Source organism: Microcoleus sp. B4-C2, assembly GCF_036705265.1.
In the GTDB taxonomy this organism is placed as follows: Bacteria; Cyanobacteriota; Cyanobacteriia; order Cyanobacteriales; family Microcoleaceae; genus Microcoleus.
Map to the genome: position 1 here is coordinate 39533 of NZ_JAUBUB010000027.1, position 20111 is coordinate 59643.

Here is a 20111-nt window from a genome sequence, read left to right on the forward strand (position 1 = left end):
GGGCGATCGGCCCGTTTTCTGCACCAGCCTCTGCAAGCATTTTACCAAAAAATTGGGTCTAAAGCCCCGTCCTTCTAGGACGACTTTTTATTCTTGGTCATGATAATATTGTAATGTGGCTAGGGTATTCAACCACATTAAAAACCCAGTCGCCTGAAGGCAACGCACCTTGAAAACTGAAGTTATGGGCTTGAGCGCAGAAAAGCTGGCGCGGGTAAAAACTTCGAGCAACAAGTACGCCTAGAAACCAGTATTTTGGGTTTTGAATTGTACCGTGGGGCACACGGGAACAAGACTCTGCAATGAGTCGGAAGCTTGAGGACAGAACCATCTTGCGGTAAGTACAGGAAGCTGTACTTATTAAGGAATGAGAATTAAATAACTTCCACTCTTGAAAGTGGGATGGGCGTCCCGCCCGTCCAAAACGGCCGGGCGGGACGCCCATCCCACAATAACAATTAAAATTGTAAGTTATTTAATTCGCGATCCTAAGTGGACTGAATGATACAAGAATCTCTGCCCTTCTAGGGCCCAGAGTTGTCAAATTAACAGCCTCCCAGCGTTCCGCGTTTTTATGCAAACTTCGATCGGGGGGCGCGATCGAAAACGCTTGATTTCACATGAGAGGATAAGCCTGTGACCCTGGGGATTCTGGCGTGGTTAGCGGTAGGTACGGCTACTGTATAATCCATTTTCTCGGCCTCTAGACCACCGCCTGAGAGGATTTCATCTACTGTAATTTTCAGGGAATCCGGGTCTACACTGTGAAATTCTTCGTCAAATTCTTGACTCTCGAACTCTTGATTATTTTCCATACTGACCGCCCTTGAAAAATGTGACGAAATAAAAAATTACTAAATATAATATATCCTCAAATAAAGGAGCGAGCAATACCCGAAATTTATTTTTCGCTATGAACTCTATGTGTTATTCTGAGTTTGGGAAAAGCTGTTTCTGCTTAGACCGCGATCGCCCCTTCCAAAATTGAGCAATTTACCCTCTAAAAATTGACATGATTACTGTTGCACTTCCCAAAGGCGGATTGTTAGGAGATAGCATTCGGCTGTTTAAATCGGTTGGATTAGACTTCAGTGCTTTTCTCGATTCCTCGAACCGACAACTTCAAATTTATGACCCAACAGGCACTGCCAAAGCTTTGCTAGTAAGGACGCACGACGTACCTGTTTATGTGGAATACGGTCAAGCGGATTTGGGGATTGCTGGCTATGATGTTTTGCGGGAAAAAAAGCCGAAAGTTGCCAATTTAATTGATTTAAATTTTGGCAAGTGTCGGCTGTCTGTGGCGGTGAAGGAATCTAGTTCTTATCGACGAACTGTGGATTTGCCTCCTCACGGGAGAGTTGCTTCTAAGTTCGTACACTGTGCAAGGGAATATTTTCACAATTTGAATTTGCCGGTGGAAATTGTGCCGCTTTACGGTTCTGTGGAGTTAGGGCCGATTACGGGTATGTCGGAGGCAATTGTGGATTTGGTTTCGACTGGCAAAACTTTGCGAGAAAATGGTTTGGTGGAAATTGATGTTTTGTTTGAAAGTTCAGCTTATTTAATCGGTCATCCTCTGAGTTACCGTTTGAATGCGGGGGGGGTGAATGAGTTGATCGGGAAGTTGAGAGAGCAAGTTTTGACTACTGTTTGATGGTCTAAAATTAGAGTGCTTTGATTTGTTCCTAGATAAGTAGGGAAACGGCATTGCCCATTGGCGTCAACTTAAGCTGTCAGTCCGCCCAGTCCTTCCGTCCGCCCCTCAGTCCGCCAGGGAATGAATTCCACGGGGCTTATAGCTAAAGTCCTCTCCAAAAGGACTGAAGAACTCATTAGTCCTATGCAAGAGGACTTTAGCTTTGAGGCAGGGGTTTCAACAAGAGCCGGACTATTAGTTGTACGTTAAGTTCACACTAAACGGCAATGTCGTGTCCTACTCCCTGCGCCGGACACGGCATTGCCCTGCCCCTACAGATGTTAGCCTACTTTTCAGAATTGGTATAGGTTCGTAGCCAGGACTTTAGTCCTTATTTGCGCTAAAAAAGAGGACTGAAGTCCTCACTAGGAACGGGATTATTTTAGCTTATCTGGTATTTGCGGTAAGAAAAAGGACTGAAATTCTCAGTACGAACTGGTTCTATTTAGTTGATTTCGGAGCGGTTACTTACAGGTATAAAACCGAGTTTTTCCTGGCAGCGATTGATATAAAAACGGACGACTGTATCAGCAGGGTTTTGTTCGATTAGTTGCTGAAAATATCCCAAGGCTGCGACAAATCTTTCGGATTGCCATCCTTGAATTCCTTTGTCAAATAAACCCTGGGTAAGCTGCTTTGCCTCTGAGTCGGGACAGGAGGCTGCCCAGATTTCGTAGATTTCAATAGCTTGCTGCTTGCCGCGCGGGGTTACTCGATCGATCCAGCGATAGTAATAATTGTTGCTAGGCAAATGGCTGTCAGCAGCATTCGCCCCACAAGTAGAAATAATACTCTCCTGTGTTTCCACTTCTAAGTCGCACTTTAATAATAGACTTTCTTTTGAGTGAGAGTTGGAACTTATGCCATTGAGAAATTCTCTCGCATGAACAATGGCATTTTCGCTAACAATAATTTGGCAGCCGTATATTTTAGTTAAATTTTCTAACCGAGAAGCTGTATTTACCACATCGCCGATGACTGTAGAGTCCATGCGGCGATCGGAACCTAAAGTGCCGATCATGCCGATGCCTGTGTTAATTCCCGTACCAATATTGACGGGAGATTCTAAATTGTATTTGTGGCGGCTGGCATTAAATTCTTGCAAAGTTTCTTGCATTGCTACTGCGGCTTCTATCGCATCCATAGCGTGAGAATTTGGCTTGTCAAATACTGCCATGATTGCATCGCCTAGGTATTTGTCAATAAACCCGCCGTGAGACGTGATGCACTCGTTCATTTTAGTAAAAAAAGCGTTCAACCATTCAAAAGTCTCGCGAGCTTGTTGAGATTCTGCGATCGCAGTAAACCCGCGAATGTCGCAAAATAAAACAGTCAGCTCTTCTTCTGTGACATTGCCCAACTGAATAGATTCTATTCCTTGGGGCGCAATTCGTCCCAGAAGTTGCTCTGGCACAAATAGCTGAAATTTTTCTGAAAGATATTGGTTGGCTTCCCAAGCGGCGGCGATTTGGCGTTTGCTTTGCTCTTTTACCTGCTGGTTGAATTGGGAAGATATAGCTTGCGATCGCATTTGACTCAACTGCAAAATATTTTCAACTTTCGCCAGCAACAAACGACTGTTAAAAGGCTTGGTCAAATAATCATCTGCCATCATTTCTAACCCTCTGATGCGAGAGGTATCGTCATCGAGGGCAGTCAAAAAAATCACGGGTACAGTTTGCAATGTTGTATCGTTCCGCAGGCGATCGCACACATCAAAACCGTCCATCTCCGGCATCATAATATCTAGTAAAATTAAATCGGGTCGAGAGGCGCGGGCAAGCGAGAGCGCTTCATGGCCAGATAGCGCTGATACTGTGGTGTATCCTTTCATGAGCAATAACTCTTCCAGTAAAATCAGATTAGCTGGCTCGTCATCAACCAACATGATGCAGGGCGACTTGTTTGACATGGAATATATATATTGAATTTAGCTCGTGACTTGTGCGTGTAGATGCTCGAAATCTGGTTGGTTCCTGTATTTCTCGTTATTAAATTCGATGCTTTTGGTAGGAACCGGGTTTCTGAGGCAAGTGTACGCAAGCCCTATAGATATTTATCTACTATTGAGTTTAACCTTTCTGGTTATGAGTTGTAATAAATGGCAGTGCTGGAACTGCAAATAATTATTGTTAGTTGAGAAAAGAACGGATAGTGGCGATCGTCAAATTCAAATCCAGTGGCTTACTCAAATAAGCAGAAGCGCCCGCTTCCAAACATCGCTCACTGTCACCGGGCATCGCCATCGCCGTCACCGCAATCATCGGTACCGACTCCCAAACAGAATCTGCTTTAACTCGACGCATCAACTCAAAGCCGTCAATATCCGGCAACTGAATGTCCATCAAAATCAAATCAGGCAGCAACTCCGGGGCTGCAGAGGCGGCGAGAATACGATCGGCCATCGCCTTCCCATCCGCGAGTATCTCTACCCCGTACCCCTCCAATTCCATCACCTCAGAAATTAACATTTGGTTAAAAGGCTGGTCTTCAACAACCAAAATTCGCTTGCTGGCAATTGGTAAAGCAATCGCAGAAGCAGGAACTAACTTGGTATCCAAAGCACAAGAAGCAAAGTTTTCCAACTGTTGACGCATCTCTGTCAAAGGCAGCCAAACGCGGAAAAGACTGCCCCGATCGCAAACAGATTGAAAAGAAACAGTTCCCCCGTGCAATTCTGCCAATCGCTTAGTCAAAGCCAAACCCAAACCTGTACCTTCGTGCCGCCGTGTCAGGGAAGAATCCACCTGTTGAAAAGGTCGAAATAGCAAGTGCCAGCGGTCTTGAGGAATGCCGATACCGGAGTCTTTTACCTCTAAACAAAAATAAGGAGTGCTGGCATTTACAGGAGAACAATCCGGCCGGTAGTCGCCGTCTATTTCGCTACCGTAGGCCAGACGCCCGCTGAGTTTAACTTGTCCCTGTTCGGGGGTAAATTTGATGGCATTGGAAAGTAAATTAATCACAATTTGTCGCACTCGCCGTTCGTCGAGCCAAACTTTAGTAATGCGGTAGTCGAGTTCTAAAGACAAACCGATCCGCTTTTTGTCTGCCCGCGGCTGAATCATTTTCAGACAGTCGGTCGCGAGTTCGTGAACGCGAACCGGCTGTAAGTTTAGTTCTACTTTCCCGGCTTCAATTTTAGAAAGATCGAGAATATCGTTGATTAGCTGCAACAAGTGCTGACCGCTTTTTTCGATCAGTTCTACATAGTTGATTTGTCGATCGCTCAACTGTCCGGCTGTTTGCCGCAGCAGCAAGTCAGAAAAGCCGAGAATGCTGTTGAGAGGCGTCCGCAATTCGTGGGACATTGAGGCTAAAAACTCGGATTTCAACTGAGAAGAATACTCTAATTCTTCATTAACTTGGCGCAGGTTCTCTTGTGTCTGAGCCCGCTCGATCGCCGCCCCCAGAGTCCGGCAAGCAGCTTCGAGTACGTCTTGGTGGACGGCGGTTTGCAGTTTTTTGATGTTGCGGGACTCCAGCGTCAGCACTCCGATGATTGTGCCGTTGGTAGCTGCGATCGGAAAAATGCCCAGTTGTCCGATTCCCGGATGCCGAAATTCCGGCACGGCATTGGGATGTTGGGCATAATCCTCGACAAACACAGGTTTACCTGTTTTCACCACTTCCCACAGCAAACCGATGCCGTAGGGAATGCCTTGGTCGAGCAATTCTTGCATTCCTGCGACTACGGGTTCCCCGTAAGTAGCCAAAAATTGACTAGAAACTTGGTTGCAAATCCCCGACGCTTGTCGATCGTTTCCTTTGCCGTTAATCACCTTAACATCTCCGAAAGCTGCATTCATTGCCTCAACTAAATAGGTGAGGGCAAACTGACCTATTTCTTGCAAACTGTCAGATTTTTGCAGGCGTTCGGTTAAACCTAAAAGAAAGCTCAGCCGCCTGACTTCTGCGTTCAAGCTAGCTTGGGAGTTGCGGTATACCGTAACGTCTCGAAAGGTAAACAGCCGTCCGCCGCTGTTGGTAATCGTGGCGCACACCTCAAAACAAACCGCATTGGATTGCTCGAAATAAAATGATAAACTTTCATGCTGAGATTTTTCGAGTGCTTGCTGAAACTCTTGCCACTGCTGAAGGGACAAGTAACCCCGATCGACAATTTCCGCAAACAGCAAGTGGCACTTCGGCTTTGTTTCCAGCCATTCTGGGGACAGTCCCCAGATTCCCGCCAATTTTTTATTAAACAAAACTAAGCAGTCAGACGAGTCGAACAGAGCGATCGCATTGTCTACTTGATTGAGAATCAGTTCTTGGTCTGCCCTCAACTGGTGCAAGTCTCTCTCCATTTTGTCTGTGTGTGTAGCTCTTAGTTTTGTTGTCATAACTTTCGACGGATATGGCAAGAGTTGTTTGATAACTCTTTACATAAAGTGACATAACTTTACGTTTTGTGGCAGTGAGGGCGATCGATCTGCCTTGTGATCTGAGACACTTGCTGGTTTCGGAGGGCGATCGCAGCTACCTTTGAACTGCATCGGCTACACTGCTTAATCATGAGGTAATAAGCAGCGAAAGCATTATGACCGAAGCAAAATCTTTTAATAACAATGCTGTCGAACTTGATGGCATATGACTTGAAACTATTGTGTCCAACCCTGTGCTAACTTTATTTATAATAACAACTAATAGGGGTTATAATAAAAGAGCATAAGTCAAAATGCCGTAACGAACTTACCCTTAAATTGTATTAGCAATAACTTGGTTATTTCGATTAACTGGTCACGAAAATGTTGCGTTCAATAAAAGACGGGTAAGGTGCGCTTTAAGCACGCGAACGAAGTGATATCATTTTTGGTTGCATCGGTATTGTTCAAATGTCCAAACAGTCAGTTGTCATATCGTTTCCGATGCTACCGGAAACGATATGAGCGATCGCGCCGAAGTCTATAATCCACAATGGTATGAGTTATGACGATCGCACTTAAGGGTAAGGTGCGCCCTTACGCACCCTACAAATGTGAGTTAAAGCGTAAGTATGCTTAATGTTTCTTAGGATTTTTCGGAAAAGGAATGCCCAAACTTTCGTGAAAAACAACCTGAGTTTTATAAGTCAAGCGCCGGTTAACTTGTTTGATAATTTTTTCCAAAAGCGCATCGCCGGTTTTTTCTATTAAAGGTTGAGACATCGATCGAATAAACTTGGGAAAGCAAACCCCCACAGCCAAATCCAGCTTCCAGGTAGTAATGGTAATCACAGGCGGCAGCTTAGCACGTTCCGATCTCGGCCAATCGGCGGCAAACTCCTGAGACGGTATCTCCCCTAGCTTCATTGCCGATCGAAAATCCACTTCATACCCAGGCGAGGTATAATCGGGAACCGGAATAGTCTTAATCAAATAGCAGCCTTCAGCATCCGGCGGCAGCAATTCTAAACCAATTCTCGCTTCAACGCGGTAGCCAAAAGCCCCAAAACGCCCGATTAATAAATCATAGCCGTTTTCTCCGATCGGCTGGGCCTTCATCGGCGAAGCGCACTGGCAAAACCAACTCTTGTGGTTGTTCAAATGCTTCGCCACCGTCTCCGCATCGGCGTACATCTCCATGCTGTCTTCAAAATGCGTGTGAAACCAAATCGGCTCAACTTCCTCTGGTGCATCCGCGCTTCCACTTTCGGGCTGTCGGAAACTCGCATCTGGGTAGTAATTTTCGTCAGAAGCTTCAAAAGTTTGATATTCAGCGGAATCTTGCTTCATTCTATACTCTCCTGTAATACGCACCGGTCGGGTTGGGGATGTGTTAAGGGAGTTTCCTCCCTACAATTGAGAAATTGATAGCAACAAAACTTACCCTAGTTCAGCATAACTCGACATATGAAAGCATTTGTAGCAGGAGCCACAGGTCAGACTGGCCGCCGAATCGTCGCAGAATTAGTCAAGCGAGGTATTCCCGTGCGCGCTTTAGTCCGAAATCTAGAGACAGCTAGGCAAATTTTACCACCGGAGGCTGAGTTAGTGACTGGGGATGTATTAAATGCAACTTCCCTGGGCGATGCGATCGGCGATAGTACGGTATTGCTGTGCGCGACAGGGGCGGCCCCTGGTTTTGACCCCACAGCGCCTTACAAGGTGGATTTTGAAGGTACTAAAAATTTGGTGGATGCAGCTAAGGCTAAGGGCATTGAGCATTTTGTGCTTGTGACTTCTCTGTGCGTCTCTCAGTTTTTTCACCCGCTGAATTTGTTCTGGCTGATTTTGGTTTGGAAAAAACAAGCCGAGGAATATTTGCAAAAAAGCGGCCTAACTTATACGATCGTCCGTCCGGGCGGCCTCAAAAATGAGGATAATTCAGATGCGATCGTCATGACTGGTGCGGACAAAATGTTTGAGAGCAGCATTCCCCGCACCAAGGTAGCCCAAGTGTGCGTGGAGGCGCTGTTTCAGCCGACTTCTCGCAACAAGGTTGTGGAAATTGTGGCGAAGTCGGAGGCTCCGCAAAAAAGTTTTGAGGAGTTGTTTGCCAGTGTGATTTGATTGAATTAGGACGCACGGGAGCCCAGAAACCGGGTTTTTTCACGAAAATACCCGTTGCAGCCAGCACAAAGGTAAAAAACCCGGTTTCTTTAGGCCCAGGTAGCGAACAAAGAAACCGGGTTTTTTTACCGAGATTGAGGGTTTTAGGCAAGTTTTTGGTTAAAAAACCCGGTTTCTGGGCATCAGCGCGCAAGTCCCATCAGTACAAACCGCAGGGGAATTGCCAGTTTTCCGATCGCCAAATCTGGCAAAATCTTAATAGTTTTACCATTCGCCCTTAAACTTTCGTTCTCCCAGCATGAAAACTCTCAAGTGGCCAGCTTGGTTCCCCTATCCGATTTCGTGGTTAAGGGCATTTGCTCTCGCTCAGAGTTTTAGTTTTGTCCTTCGCAGGGGCATTCCTTTTGTCAGCGACAATATCGGCTTTCTGACTCTACTGCTGGCGGCTTGGCTGATTCAGTTGCCTGTGTTCTTTGTTTGTCACTTTTTAGCAGTCAAAATCTTAAATCCCTTACTAATTATGCTGCCGGGGCGCTTTCGCGTTGCGCGCAAGTTCAAGCGCAGGCACACTGGTATTCGATCGCACTTGCGAGAAGGCTTGAATGCTGTTGTAGTGATTTTTTTTGCCTTTAATCTGTCGCTGTTGGTGCAACTTGCGATTTTTTATTGGCCCGCGCGATCGATCGATCCGGCTCAATTACTAACAGGAATATCTACTCTGACAAATGTTGCCATAGCCGGTGAATTAGATTTCTGGATGATTAAATTGGCGGGGGTTTTATCGAGTCTAACGCTGGTAGCCGCGCCGCTATATCAATACGATTTTCGGGTGCGCCGGATGCGGGCGGCTCGAAAATTGGCCGAAATTTCGGAAATGGAAATGAGTTGGCTAGAAGCTGAGAAATTGAGCCGTCGCAAAAGAGGTTTGCTGAGGCGAGCAGAGATTCAAATCCTCGGATTTATACTTTTAATCGGCGCTGTGATTGGCGGCGGTGTTTTTTTGGTTGACAGTTTGCGGGGAAATCAGCAGTTGTCGCAGTCGGTAAGCGGGCGGGGAAAATTCCCGCCGCTGGCTATTAAAACGGGCGATCCTTATATTCGGGCGCTGATGCGTACTATTTCTGCTAGCGAGTCGAATGTTGCTCGCCCTTATCACGTTGTTTACGGTGGCAAATACATATTAGATTTGAGCCGCCATCCTGACTGGTGCGTGAAGATTGTTAATGGCCCGAATCGAGGCAGGTGTACTACCGCTGCGGGCAGGTATCAATTTCTGACTACGACTTGGAAGGAGAAGGCTAAGCGCTATCAGGCGCGTCGTGCTAATTTTTTATTCTGGGAAGATTACAGTTTTGAACCAGAAGATCAGGATGCTGTGGTTTATGCTTGGTTGAGCGATCGCAAGTTTTGGAAAGCTGATATTCCTGAGATGTTGCGGCAGGAAAGATTAACTGACGTGTTGCGGATGCTTTCGGGAACTTGGACGAGTTTGGGATATGGAATTGAAACCAATTCTATGAGTTCTCGTTTGCCGAAAGTCTACCGGGAAATGCTGCGGGAAGAATTGGAAAATGCTGGTTCTTAGGGAGTTAAATGTTGACGGTTGACTGTTAAGTGTTAACTGTTAACGGTTAACGAATGTTATTGGTTATTAACAAGGCAAAGCGATTAAGAAATAACCACTAATAAGTCACGAATAACTAATCCTTCAATTTTGGTAAAAATGCTGTCAAACATTTGTACAATTCTAATCCCGGCCCTGCTTGCAGGGGATAAAGCCTGTCGAAATTAATGGGGTTTCCCGGTGCTAATTTCCACTCGGTTTTCTGTGCTGTTTTTGGGGAAATTTCGATCGCTACCGTGATGTTAATAATGTTGTTGTGCTGGGGGATGCCCCGGAAGCAGTAACTTTTGCCCGTGCGTTTGTCTGAATCGCTGCCGGTGATGTATCTGGCTTGTTTGCGAAATTGAATTTCTCGAAAAGGTCGATCGAGCGCAAAGGAGTCTCGGTAGCGGTAGTCTCCGTCGCCCAAGCTTTCGACAGTCGGCCTGATTTGACTTATCACTGTTGCTGCACTAAGAGTTAGCATCATTGATCCGCATTCCTCCTGTGAAATCGGTGATTTTGGTTGCTGGTGTCTGAGTCGTCGTGGGCGGCTGAAACAAACCCGCCGTGTAACAAATTAATAAAAGCCCTTAAGCAGTTTAAGTTGATCCCTATCTATCGTGAATAATTATTTCATGCTTTCATCTCTGTTACCTATCTGAGTAATAATAGAAACATACAGCAAGCCGTGAGAAAATTTACGGGCGCATATTTAGGGATTAATTGACGATACTGCGAGGATACTGCTATGTTTGGCGTGACGCGAGAAACACAAAATTTAGGGCGGGTTGAAACCGGAAATTCCCAACGGCGAGGCTCTTTCACCTCTGCGTCTAAAAGTACCCGTATTCGGCTATCTCGAGTTTACAAAGATGAGGCTCTGGTGTCGGCTGCGCTAGCGGGACTGCCAGCTCTTTTGGCATCCCTGGAAAGCTTTCGCGAGGAGTAGAACCTGGCATTTTCTATTGCTATATATGGCGCGTGGATGCTTGTGATAGCGGCGGCCAACCGAGCAGGGGCTGTTTTGATTGCACCTAAAATCCTCCTCGATTTGAGTAGAGTTTTGCTGTGCTGAACTATTGCAAGACTCAGAAACCTGGTTGTTTATACAAAAACATTTTTACAGCCCTTTGTTATGGTATGAAAAATGGTATAAAAACCAGGTTTATTGGTATGTGTCCGTAAGTCTTGTGTTTACAAAATTTATTTGTCAGTGTCATCGGGTGCGATCGATGCCTCTACCTCTTGGGAGGAACGGCTTAACATAGAGTCGTGCAGGTGTTCGCTGTGCTGCCTTTCTTGAGCCATTAATTCTCTGGCTTTTTCTTCAGCAATTCCCTCCCCATGTGTTTCTAGCTCGTGGGAGGAACGATTGAGCATAGATTCGTGCAAGTGTTCGCTATGCTGCCTTTCTCGTGCAATTAGTTGTCTAGCTTTTTCTTCAGCGTTCATGAGTAGTATCTCCAATTGTTTGTTTGAAGTGATTCTTATATTAAGATGCCACAATTCGAGGGTAAATGTAGCAAGATTAACATAAAATTTTACAAATAATTGTATAAAAAAAATTGAGTTGGCTGGCGGTGGGTATCGGGATCGGTGGTTGCTGAGCTAATTATTGCCAGACGCCGGAAAAAATATTCTTGACGGCGATCGCAATTCGATTTAAGTCTTCCTTCAGCAGCGGTGGCCAAGAAACTCCTCTGCGGAGTCCAGCTTCAAATTGCTGCAAACCTTCTACTGACAGTAAATGCAGTGCCGATATCAATTGTCGATCGAGCATTGGAGATTCTTGCAGACTCTCAAACAATATTTTTAAAGCTAATAAAATCGATGTCACCTGTCCGGGTACGGGCGGTTGACCTTGTTTGAGACGCATCAGGAAGGCGTCGGGATTTTTCTTGGTTTCCAGGGCGGTTCCTTGGTCGATCAGAAAACTGCGGGCTGTTTTGTAATCCATTTGACGTGCGATCGATCGGAGTGCAATTAATTAGCAGGCATTATATCACTTTTTGGCTCGCTCAATTTGGTAATATATTTCCATACAGGCTACACTACAGCTACTCGTGAGGTGCGCCCATAAGCACGCTACAGCTACTGATTAGACACGTAGCATTCATCCCACAGTCGCCTTGAGCAAAGTGAAACGGACAGGGAAAAATAAAACAATGGCAAAACACCAAAGAAATAGCAGAAAATCCAAGATTTATCGCTACTTGTGGCTGCTTTTTTTGTGTCTGAGCTTTCTGTTAGTTCCGCTAATCAAAAAAATAGCTGCCGATACCCCATTCCCCCCACCCGCTCCTATTAAAAATAGTGCTACTTTGGGAGCGAGGATTCAAAGGACGATGGGGCTACTTGCTGCTAGCACTCCAACAGACCGCCGCCAAGTGCGTATCCTATTCTACGGTCAATCCATCACAGAACAAGATTGGTGGAAAGATGTAGTGAAGGATTTAAGACAGCGATTTCCCAATGCAGATTTGATTGTGGAAAATCGGGCCATCGGAGGATTTGGCGCCCCGATTTTAATCCGTCCCAGCGAACACGATTTGTATCCTTTTTATCCAGACTTGCTAATTTTTCACGTCTACGGAGGCGGTGAAGATTACGAAGCCATAATTGCCAATGTCCGCAGCCGCACTGCTAGCGAAATACTCTTGCATTCAGACCACATCGACTGGATGCCGACCGGCAACAGCGACGATCCAAATTCAGTCAAAAGATACGAATGGCACAACACTCATTCTACTCAATGGCTGCCGGAGTTGGCCGATAAATACGGCTGCGAAATCGCCGAAATTCGCGAACCTTGGCGCAGGTATTTGAAAGACAATCGCTTGCAGCCACAACAGCTATTGAGCGACAGCATTCACCTCAACGATTGGGGAAACTTTCTCCTAGCGGCCCTGATAAAACCGCATCTGCAATACAAGCCAAATTCTCCTCAACCGCCGCAGGATTTAGTAAAAACCTATACGGTTGGCAGGGATGTTAAGTGGCAAGATGGCAAGTTGGTTTTAGAATTTGAAGGAAATAGAATAGATGCGATCGCCGATAAAACCTTCAACGGCAAAGCAATTTCTGCTAGAATTGCGATCGACGGCAAAAAACCCTCAGAATTTCCTGAACTTTACAGCATCACCCGACCTAGCGTTACTCTTGGCGTCGGTTTGCCAGCAATCATCCAAATATCCAGTCAAAAACCGCTAATCGTCGAAGATTGGAAAGCCATAATCACTGAAATTAACAGCGACGCCAGCAAGTTTAAATTTGACGTTATAGGTTCTAAAACAGGTTACGACGGCAGCGGTACAAACGACGAAATGTTTGTCTCAAACTCTGGCCGCGTCGTGATTGAACCGAGAAACTGGTGGCTGAAAAATTCTTATGAAGAGTCTAAAAAACCGACGCCTAAAGGCTTTGAAATTTCCTGGCAAGTGCGACCAATGTTTGTTGATTCATACGTTCCTCCACAAATTACAGATTCAAGCCGCGAGTATTCTACAACATTGGCTCAGAATTTGAGCAACTCCAAACACACCCTCGAAATCGTCCCCGAAACAGATGGGAAAGTTCCTATTGAGGCAATTCGAGTGTATCGCCCTCCTTTCTCCTTCTCCAATCTACCATCTGAAGTTGAGAGTTTTAAACCGCAGATATCAGCGGATGAACACGGATGAACGCTGATGCAATTTTATCGGCGTTTATTTGCGTTCATCTGCGGTTTAAAAAATCTTCATGTTATTTTATAGAAATCCTGGTGGCATTCGGGTTGATGATTGTTCAAACCCTTAATATTTAAGCGTCTTGACTCCTGAATCCTGCTATAATCGCCAAGATTATCAACCTTTGAGCATCCTCAACTCGTGAAATATCAACAACGATAAAAAGAAATCTGCTACAAAAATCAACACCCAAGAAGTTACCACCGCCGCCGTTGCAGCTTGGCCTACTCCTTTCCCTCCGCCCACCGTCGTCAATCCCCAACCGCAACCGACAAGGGCAATTATCAACCCAAAAATAAAACTTTTAATCACCACAGTTACTAAATCCCCAGGCCCCAAAAAAGTCCGCACCGATTCCAAAAATACCGACGGTTCCAAATTATAAAAATGAACCGCTACAAATAGCCCGCCCAAAATTCCCACCGCTACCGCAAAAATTGTTAAAATCGGCAGCATGATGCAGCAAGCTATCACCCTCGGCACTACTAAATAATCAACCGGATTTGTTCTTAACATATACAGGGCGTCTATTTGTTCCGTCACCTGCATTTCTCCTATCTCCGCCGCAAAAGCCGAACCTACTTGTCCCGCCACCACGCCCGCCGTTAAAAGTGGTGCTAATTCGCCACAAAATGCCACAGCAAACGCACCTCCCATCGCCCCAACCGCCCCAAAGCGAACCAATTCTCTGGCGGATTGAAATGTAAAAATCATGCCGCCAAAAAAGGCTATTAGCAGCACGGATCGGAAAGAATCCAGGCCTACTGTTACTAAATGTTCCATGATTTTGCGACGGTCAATTTTGCCTTGGAGTATGCGTAGCAGCACTTGGCCCCCCAGGAACAACGTCAAAAAAAACCGCTGAAACCACCTGTTATTGAAGGTTTCATCTAAATGTCGATCGCGCTTTTCTTGGTATTTTTTAACCAATTACTGACGGCTCGCGATTAATTGCAAACAGGGCGAAGCATTGCTAAATAGAGATTTACGCAATTGTACAGCAATTATTGCACGATTTGTCAACATATATTTTTTGTCTCTGGGCCCTGCGGTTGGTGGGTTAGGCGCGGTTTAAGATTTATTTATTGGTGACTTAACTTAATCGCCGCGCCCAACCCACCCTACAATATGACTAAAATCTAAAATCCTAGGACTACGGGAGCAAGTAACAAGTCGATAAACTTATCTAACTGTTCATTATTCTTTTCGGCTTGATCCTTGCCAATTCTCAGCAGTGCCGATATCTTCTCTTCCGAGGCATCATCAATCGGCAGCGGTTGTTCGTGGCTCAAATCGGGAGTAATTCTCAAATATTGATTCGGTCTTTCAACCGCATCATAAATTTGAATTAGTTGATAATTTACAGTTTCAGCAACTCCCGTCATCATGATATTAATCAAAGGCTCTACCCACTCAATTTGACCCCAATTTTTTACTTTTTCGTAGGGGTATTTTTTCTGAGCTTCTCCGGTTCCCAAGGATAAAATTACCATATCTTTTGCTTTCGGGCTTCGGTAGGAGTCATTGTCAGGAATTCTGAATTTATTTCTAACTTCTGCATAAGCACAAAGTGCGGGATTGTTGGCGAATACTCCCCCGTCAATTAAAGCGTAGCATTCATTGCTAAAAGAATAGATTTTAGAAGCCTCAAAATAAGAGGGAGCTGCCGATGTGGCTCTGGCGATATCTCTAATAAAATAGTCTTCGGCTGGATATTCTTTAGCATCTATTTGATCGAAAAAGTGAGCTTTTCTCCTTTCGATGTCGTAACTGGAAATTAAACAAGGTTTTAGCAGTTCGCTGAGTTTGCAATCTCTAAAATTTTCCCAAAATAATTTTTCTAAGGGCTCGCTGGGATATTTCTCATCTCTCACACCATTTAGAGATCTGACTTTTTGCCACAATGAAGTCTGAAAAACGTCGCGGCCACTCTCAATCGAAAAATTAACAGCGTCTTGGGCTGCCCACCGAGGCCTGCTGGGATTTTCGGCATCGGGACACAAATAGATGCAAGTTAAAATTCCTCCCGCACTCGTGCCCGCGATTAAATCAAAATAGTCAGCTATTCTCGCATCTGGGTTGCCACTTTTCTGTTGCAGCTTTGACTCAACGCTAACTAAAACTTGCGCGGGAATAATTCCTCTAATTCCGCCTCCATCTATGGATAAAATTCTGGTATATTTCGCCATAATTGTTGCCTATTCTGAATATTTTCTCGTTTGCTAATCTCAAATCCCCAAGCCTCCGAATCCATGCACCGCTTAATCTAAAATCTAAAATTTCAAATCTAAATTTAATTGGCGGGCTGCGATCGTATAGCGAAAAATGTATTCTACAATTTCTACGTAATTGTAGGCGGCGGCTGGCGACTCTGCCCAGACTGTAATGCCGTGATCGCGAATTAACAAAGCGGGTACAGAGGGCGCAGAAATGGCAAAAAATTCGCAAATTTCCTTGGCTATCTTAGGGACTTCTAAATAATTTGTAAAGAGGGGTATCGACACTTGCGGGTTTTCCTCCCACACCCCCAAACCTTTCACCATTTCGATCGCCGGTAAAGGCACTGCATCTCCTGCGGTTAGCCGAGAAACTAAATTTGCCTCGATGGAGTGGACGTGATAGCAAGCTTTCGCGTCTGGAAAACAATTGTAAACGGCTAAATGAATGCTGGTTTCGGCCGAAGGGCGGCTGTCGGCAACAGGTTGCTCGACAATTGCGCCGTCTAAGTTCATTCTGATAAAATCTTGTTCAGTTAACTGCCCTTTCGCGCGGCCACTAGCAGTAATCCAGAAACTGCCATCGGGTAAGCGGGCTGAAAGATTGCCAGCAGTCCCAACCATCCAACCGCGATCGTAAAAATGTTTGGCTGCTGCAATTAAATCCGATCTCAAATCACCACTCATTCTTGACAAATCCTCAGTTTTCAATCTACTTTTTACGTTAATAGGAATTGCGCTGGTTTATCTAAACGTAGTGCACTGCGTACCTTATATCAAATCCGGTAGCATCGGACTTATATGCACGGGGGCGGGTTTATTATATTGTCTATTATGGGCAATTATTGTTTGTGAACCCGCCCCTACAAAATTTAACATCATACAATACCGATGCAAACGGAATTTATATTACCTGAGAAAGGCGATAGTTTCAATTCCATTTTTGGGACAAATTTTCCAACACATCAAAAAAATTATCCCATTTAGTATAAGGCTTTTGCTGTTCGTCTAGATACTGGGCAAGCCGATCGCGCGCAAACACCGACGAAGCCTGCAAAGCCATATTAAAATCCGTCAGCGAATCTCCGATCGCCACCTGTTCCTCGGCCGGGTGCTGGCCCATCACCCGCACCTTAGACACCAATTCCTCATCTCCTTCAAACTCAGAATTGACTTGCAAGCGAGAGCCACTAGCGTCCACATCCACAGCGTAAATAACCCTCGCCCGGTGTACCAAATCGCCCATTACCGTCTCTACCATAATCCGAAGACCGCCGGAAACGATCGCAAAATCTACCTTTTTTTCGTCCAAAAAATCCAGCAATTCCACCAATCCCGGCCGCATCAGCCTTCCCCTAGAAAATTCCACAATTTCCCCGTAACGTTCCGAGGGAATAGACTCTAGTAACTGTCTCACTCCCGATCGCAAACTCAGCCTTCTAGCGTAGATTTCAGGCATCAGTTGAGACGACAGTTCCGGTGCGAAATGCTTGAGCATTGCCACAAAAGTTTCTTCAACAGTTATCGTGCCGTCAAAGTCGCAGAATACCACCCGTTGCTGATTGTTCGGGATTGAAGATTTTTGCTTGTCATCGGTCATTGTCAGTCGCACCTTTCGAGAACAGGAAAAGTTTACACAATTTATCCTACACTGTCGAGCCATCGAGCGCGACTGCCCAAAACTAATAGTGACGTGCTGTTTGTTGGCAATTTCCCGCAGGATTTTATGCAGATTCTTCGAGAGAATCTTCATCTTCCAGGGAATCTTCATCATCCAGGGAATCTTCATCATCCAGGGAATCATCCAGGGAATCTTCTACCTCCTGCTTTTGGTTTTTTGTCTTTTGGGGGTTAGACTTAGCAGGCAAACAGATTAAATTATCATCCTCAGTATTAATCAAACCTTTCGATCGCAACTTACCCATCAGGCGCGTCACCGTCACCCGCGTTGAGCCAATTGCGCTGCCAATTTGAGCGTGAGTCAATGTCCAAGGCAGTCGGTAGCCCCGAACCACGTCTGGTTCGCCGTCACCTACGTAAGGTTCGCCGAACTCTTCGATCAACAAAGTGAGAAATCCCAGCAGTCGGTCGATCGTGCGGCGCTGTCCCAAAGTGCTCAGCCAGAGAAGTTTCCGCTGGTGTTGGTAGCGAAACGCATCCAAAATTTCCCTGCGAAAGTGAGGCCAATTATCCAAGTCGTGCCAGTACATCCACACTACGTGAGTTTGATCGGCATGAGCGTAAGCTTGGAGAGTAAACGGAGACTGAGCAACCAGTTCAAAGGGCTGACCGGCGCCAACGAAGCCCAAAAAAGCTTCTTCTGTAGTTTTGTCAGCGGATTTTGACTTCCCCGCAGCAGCGCTAACTTGAGCACTGCCTACGAGCCGCACAGAACCTTTCTGGACTAAATACAGCAGTCCGGGTCTTGCGGGAATCCGCTCGTCTTTGCTAAAAGTCCGGCAGCGGTAGTGTTCCTGGGCCCAGTCGATAATTCGCTGCCAAGTGATAAAAGGTCGATCGATAGTCTCTACAGATGTGGAAGTTGATTGCATAAGTGAGGCTCTGGGATATATTTAAGAGTGAGAAAAACAGCTTCTGCCAGCAGTGCGATACCAAGTGAGACAACCAACCCCCGATCGAGCTTGCACGCTTCTTAACTGTGCTGACTTTTCTTAGTTTTACCGAAATATTTAATGTAGCAAAAAATACATCAAAATGGTATAGTTCAGCAAAAAATTTGTCGTAAATTATTGTATATTTAGCAAAAAAATCGCTAGAAAGCCGATTAATTCGATGTAGCCTCGTCCGGGGGAGCCGATCGACTATCTCTGAGATCAGCAGTTTAACGTACAAGAAAAGTGCAAGCGGTAACAGTCGATCGTTGCTCTTACGGTAGGATGAGCCGATATGGATACAGCAAATATGGAGCAGTGCCCGGAAGTTACAGTGAAGTGTTTCTTGCTTTCCAGGTTCCAAAGGGCGATCGGCCAGCAAGAGGCACTAGGGAAAATTCCATTAAATCTCATAGGTGGCACCATTCTCAAGAACGGGCAAGATGCCCATTCCACAAGAGATGAATTTGTTCTCAAGAACAGGCAAGATGCCTGTTCCACAACAAGTGAATTTGGTTGTGGGGTGGGCATCCTGCCCGCCCAAGATGCCTGTTCCACAAAGAGTGAATTTGATTTTGGGGTGGGCATCCTGCCCGCCCATAAAAAGCTTATTGAGAATGGTGCAATAATTCCGTTAAATCGGAGTAAAGATAGCGCGCGGCTGCTGTACCTGTCTGCGATCGCCCTGAAATTGGCTAAAACTTGGCAGCAGACACCGCAGACAATCGCGGCCGAGTTGGCCGAAACACTCCAACCGCTGTGCTACCCAGATTTCGCCGTTAAAGTCGCACGGGCTGGAATTATTGAGTTGGAGTTGACTGATGCAGGTTTAGCCGTCTGGTTGCAGCGTTTAGCTCAAACGAACCTCCCAGTTTCAGAATCTAAAATATTATCTTCTGTTGTATGTGCCGATCGACTGTTTCCCATTCAGTACAGCCACGCGCGCTGCTGTTCCCTGCTGCGAATGGCCCACCGCGATCGGATAATTGCGATCGCCCAGCCCGATGTCGCTACAGCGCCGCAAATTTGGTCGCTGGAGAGTCCAAATCCTATCCCTTGGATTGACGAGGGCGATCGACTGCGGTTAGTGCATCCAGCAGAACGCCGTTTAATATCCCAACTGTTAACAGTGCTAGACAATTTATATCCTAATTTTGAGGTAAAAAAACGCGAACAACCTGTCAATTATTTCAAATTAGCCAATAGTTTGAGCGAAGCATTTCAGATTTTTTACAGCCAGTGCCGAATTTGGGGAGAAGTTAAAATAGAACAGCCACAACTCGCCCAAGCTCGATTAGGTTTAATATTAGCAACTCAATCTTTGCTGCGATTTATCCTAGAAAATTTGTTTAACGCTATTGCTCCTTTAGAACTTTGAATTAGTCAGTATAAAAAAGTAAAAAATAACATAAAATTAAGTATTTTACTGTATTTCGGCGCTGGTTTCGGGCAAGTTTAATTTTTGAAATCGCAGTGAGAAATGAGTTATTTTTGCCCGCTTAAACGAATTTCCCACAAATTGCGAAAACCCGTTATATTATGTCCGGTCGATTCCCTCCGCTTCGCTTCGCCCAAAATCATGTAGGGGCGGGTAAACCTGCCAATATCTGCCAATAATTGACAATCTCAAAAACCCGCCCCGGCCGGAATATTATGGTCAATCGATCGGACATGATATTACTCTTTAGGATCGCGAATTAAATAACTTACAATTTTAATTGTTATTGTGGGATGGGCGTCCCGCCCGTCCTTTTTGGAC

17 protein-coding genes are annotated in these 20111 nt (G+C 45.5%); 5 read left to right on the forward strand and 12 right to left on the reverse strand.

Annotation, left to right across the window (positions count from 1 at the left end; genetic code table 11):
• Nucleotides 1-572: 572 nt before the first annotated feature.
• Entirely contained in the window at nucleotides 573-815 is a 243-nt protein-coding gene (locus tag QUB20_RS11065; protein ID WP_333250163.1) for a hypothetical protein, read from the reverse strand.
• A 197-nt stretch (nucleotides 816-1012) separates the two neighbouring features.
• Here QUB20_RS11065 and hisG point away from each other — a divergent pair, with 197 nt between their 5' ends.
• Entirely contained in the window at nucleotides 1013-1657 is a 645-nt protein-coding gene (hisG, locus tag QUB20_RS11070) for an ATP phosphoribosyltransferase (RefSeq protein WP_333246496.1), read from the forward strand.
• Nucleotides 1658-2144: 487 nt separating this feature from the next.
• On the opposite strand, the gene QUB20_RS11075 is transcribed toward hisG, so the two are convergent.
• The 3 genes from QUB20_RS11075 to QUB20_RS11085 all read right to left on the reverse strand — a co-directional run bounded on the left by QUB20_RS11075 (nucleotide 2145) and on the right by QUB20_RS11085 (nucleotide 7416).
• Entirely contained in the window at nucleotides 2145-3611 is a 1467-nt protein-coding gene (locus QUB20_RS11075; protein ID WP_333250160.1) for a response regulator, read from the reverse strand.
• Nucleotides 3612-3831: 220 nt separating this feature from the next.
• Nucleotides 3832-6009, reverse strand: coding sequence for an ATP-binding protein (locus QUB20_RS11080; RefSeq protein ID WP_333291348.1), 2178 nt, complete (start codon nucleotides 6007-6009; stop codon nucleotides 3832-3834).
• Between the two features lie 693 nt (nucleotides 6010-6702).
• Nucleotides 6703-7416, reverse strand: coding sequence for a DUF1997 domain-containing protein (locus QUB20_RS11085; RefSeq protein ID WP_333246502.1), 714 nt, complete (start codon nucleotides 7414-7416; stop codon nucleotides 6703-6705).
• A 117-nt stretch (nucleotides 7417-7533) separates the two neighbouring features.
• Between QUB20_RS11085 and QUB20_RS11090 the strand changes: the two genes are divergently transcribed.
• Nucleotides 7534-8193, forward strand: coding sequence for an NAD(P)H-binding protein (locus QUB20_RS11090; protein WP_333250156.1), 660 nt, complete (start codon nucleotides 7534-7536; stop codon nucleotides 8191-8193).
• Between the two features lie 298 nt (nucleotides 8194-8491).
• The gene (locus QUB20_RS11095; RefSeq protein ID WP_333250154.1) at nucleotides 8492-9778 is read left to right on the forward strand and encodes a glycoside hydrolase family protein; all 1287 of its coding nucleotides are present in this window, start codon (nucleotides 8492-8494) and stop codon (nucleotides 9776-9778) included.
• A 115-nt stretch (nucleotides 9779-9893) separates the two neighbouring features.
• Here the strand turns inward: QUB20_RS11095 and QUB20_RS11100 are convergent, their stop codons facing one another.
• The 3 genes from QUB20_RS11100 to QUB20_RS11110 all read right to left on the reverse strand — a co-directional run bounded on the left by QUB20_RS11100 (nucleotide 9894) and on the right by QUB20_RS11110 (nucleotide 11756).
• Entirely contained in the window at nucleotides 9894-10286 is a 393-nt protein-coding gene (locus QUB20_RS11100) for a hypothetical protein (RefSeq protein ID WP_333250152.1), read from the reverse strand.
• A gap of 716 nt (nucleotides 10287-11002) precedes the next feature.
• Entirely contained in the window at nucleotides 11003-11251 is a 249-nt protein-coding gene (locus QUB20_RS11105; protein WP_333108562.1) for a hypothetical protein, read from the reverse strand.
• A gap of 160 nt (nucleotides 11252-11411) precedes the next feature.
• The gene (locus tag QUB20_RS11110) at nucleotides 11412-11756 is read right to left on the reverse strand and encodes a Dethiobiotin synthetase (RefSeq protein WP_333170930.1); all 345 of its coding nucleotides are present in this window, start codon (nucleotides 11754-11756) and stop codon (nucleotides 11412-11414) included.
• 208 nt (nucleotides 11757-11964) lie between these two features.
• Here QUB20_RS11110 and QUB20_RS11115 point away from each other — a divergent pair, with 208 nt between their 5' ends.
• A complete protein-coding gene (locus tag QUB20_RS11115) occupies nucleotides 11965-13479 on the forward strand; it encodes an SGNH/GDSL hydrolase family protein (RefSeq protein WP_333250150.1) in 1515 nt (504 codons plus the stop codon).
• A 162-nt stretch (nucleotides 13480-13641) separates the two neighbouring features.
• On the opposite strand, the gene QUB20_RS11120 is transcribed toward QUB20_RS11115, so the two are convergent.
• The 5 genes from QUB20_RS11120 to QUB20_RS11140 all read right to left on the reverse strand — a co-directional run bounded on the left by QUB20_RS11120 (nucleotide 13642) and on the right by QUB20_RS11140 (nucleotide 18292).
• Entirely contained in the window at nucleotides 13642-14454 is an 813-nt protein-coding gene (locus tag QUB20_RS11120; RefSeq protein WP_333053101.1) for an MlaE family lipid ABC transporter permease subunit, read from the reverse strand.
• A gap of 209 nt (nucleotides 14455-14663) precedes the next feature.
• Entirely contained in the window at nucleotides 14664-15713 is a 1050-nt protein-coding gene (locus tag QUB20_RS11125; RefSeq protein ID WP_333250148.1) for a patatin-like phospholipase family protein, read from the reverse strand.
• Nucleotides 15714-15797: 84 nt separating this feature from the next.
• Entirely contained in the window at nucleotides 15798-16427 is a 630-nt protein-coding gene (gene mtnB, locus QUB20_RS11130) for a methylthioribulose 1-phosphate dehydratase (protein WP_333250146.1), read from the reverse strand.
• Between the two features lie 244 nt (nucleotides 16428-16671).
• Nucleotides 16672-17340 carry an HAD-IB family phosphatase gene (locus QUB20_RS11135; RefSeq protein WP_333291351.1) on the reverse strand — a complete coding sequence of 223 codons (669 nt, stop codon included), beginning with the start codon at nucleotides 17338-17340 and terminating at the stop codon, nucleotides 16672-16674.
• A 124-nt stretch (nucleotides 17341-17464) separates the two neighbouring features.
• Nucleotides 17465-18292 carry a Crp/Fnr family transcriptional regulator gene (locus QUB20_RS11140; RefSeq protein ID WP_333250142.1) on the reverse strand — a complete coding sequence of 276 codons (828 nt, stop codon included), beginning with the start codon at nucleotides 18290-18292 and terminating at the stop codon, nucleotides 17465-17467.
• Nucleotides 18293-18647: 355 nt separating this feature from the next.
• Here QUB20_RS11140 and QUB20_RS11145 point away from each other — a divergent pair, with 355 nt between their 5' ends.
• Nucleotides 18648-19730 carry a DALR anticodon-binding domain-containing protein gene (locus tag QUB20_RS11145; RefSeq protein ID WP_333250140.1) on the forward strand — a complete coding sequence of 361 codons (1083 nt, stop codon included), beginning with the start codon at nucleotides 18648-18650 and terminating at the stop codon, nucleotides 19728-19730.
• Nucleotides 19731-20111 lie beyond the last annotated feature (381 nt).

Excerpts from the sequence above, each read along its gene's own strand:
- QUB20_RS11065 (WP_333250163.1), bottom strand. The coding sequence starts at position 815 with ATGGAAAATAATCAAGAGTTCGAGAGTCAAGAATTTGACGAAGAATTT.
- hisG (WP_333246496.1), top strand. The coding sequence starts at position 1,013 with ATGATTACTGTTGCACTTCCCAAAGGCGGATTGTTAGGAGATAGCATT.
- QUB20_RS11075 (WP_333250160.1), bottom strand. The coding sequence starts at position 3,611 with ATGTCAAACAAGTCGCCCTGCATCATGTTGGTTGATGACGAGCCAGCT.
- QUB20_RS11080 (WP_333291348.1), bottom strand. The coding sequence starts at position 6,009 with ATGGAGAGAGACTTGCACCAGTTGAGGGCAGACCAAGAACTGATTCTC.
- QUB20_RS11085 (WP_333246502.1), bottom strand. The coding sequence starts at position 7,416 with ATGAAGCAAGATTCCGCTGAATATCAAACTTTTGAAGCTTCTGACGAA.
- QUB20_RS11090 (WP_333250156.1), top strand. The coding sequence starts at position 7,534 with ATGAAAGCATTTGTAGCAGGAGCCACAGGTCAGACTGGCCGCCGAATC.
- QUB20_RS11095 (WP_333250154.1), top strand. The coding sequence starts at position 8,492 with ATGAAAACTCTCAAGTGGCCAGCTTGGTTCCCCTATCCGATTTCGTGG.
- QUB20_RS11100 (WP_333250152.1), bottom strand. The coding sequence starts at position 10,286 with ATGATGCTAACTCTTAGTGCAGCAACAGTGATAAGTCAAATCAGGCCG.
- QUB20_RS11105 (WP_333108562.1), bottom strand. The coding sequence starts at position 11,251 with ATGAACGCTGAAGAAAAAGCTAGACAACTAATTGCACGAGAAAGGCAG.
- QUB20_RS11110 (WP_333170930.1), bottom strand. The coding sequence starts at position 11,756 with ATGGATTACAAAACAGCCCGCAGTTTTCTGATCGACCAAGGAACCGCC.
- QUB20_RS11115 (WP_333250150.1), top strand. The coding sequence starts at position 11,965 with ATGGCAAAACACCAAAGAAATAGCAGAAAATCCAAGATTTATCGCTAC.
- QUB20_RS11125 (WP_333250148.1), bottom strand. The coding sequence starts at position 15,713 with ATGGCGAAATATACCAGAATTTTATCCATAGATGGAGGCGGAATTAGA.
- mtnB (WP_333250146.1), bottom strand. The coding sequence starts at position 16,427 with ATGAGTGGTGATTTGAGATCGGATTTAATTGCAGCAGCCAAACATTTT.
- QUB20_RS11135 (WP_333291351.1), bottom strand. The coding sequence starts at position 17,340 with ATGACCGATGACAAGCAAAAATCTTCAATCCCGAACAATCAGCAACGG.
- QUB20_RS11140 (WP_333250142.1), bottom strand. The coding sequence starts at position 18,292 with ATGCAATCAACTTCCACATCTGTAGAGACTATCGATCGACCTTTTATC.
- QUB20_RS11145 (WP_333250140.1), top strand. The coding sequence starts at position 18,648 with ATGGATACAGCAAATATGGAGCAGTGCCCGGAAGTTACAGTGAAGTGT.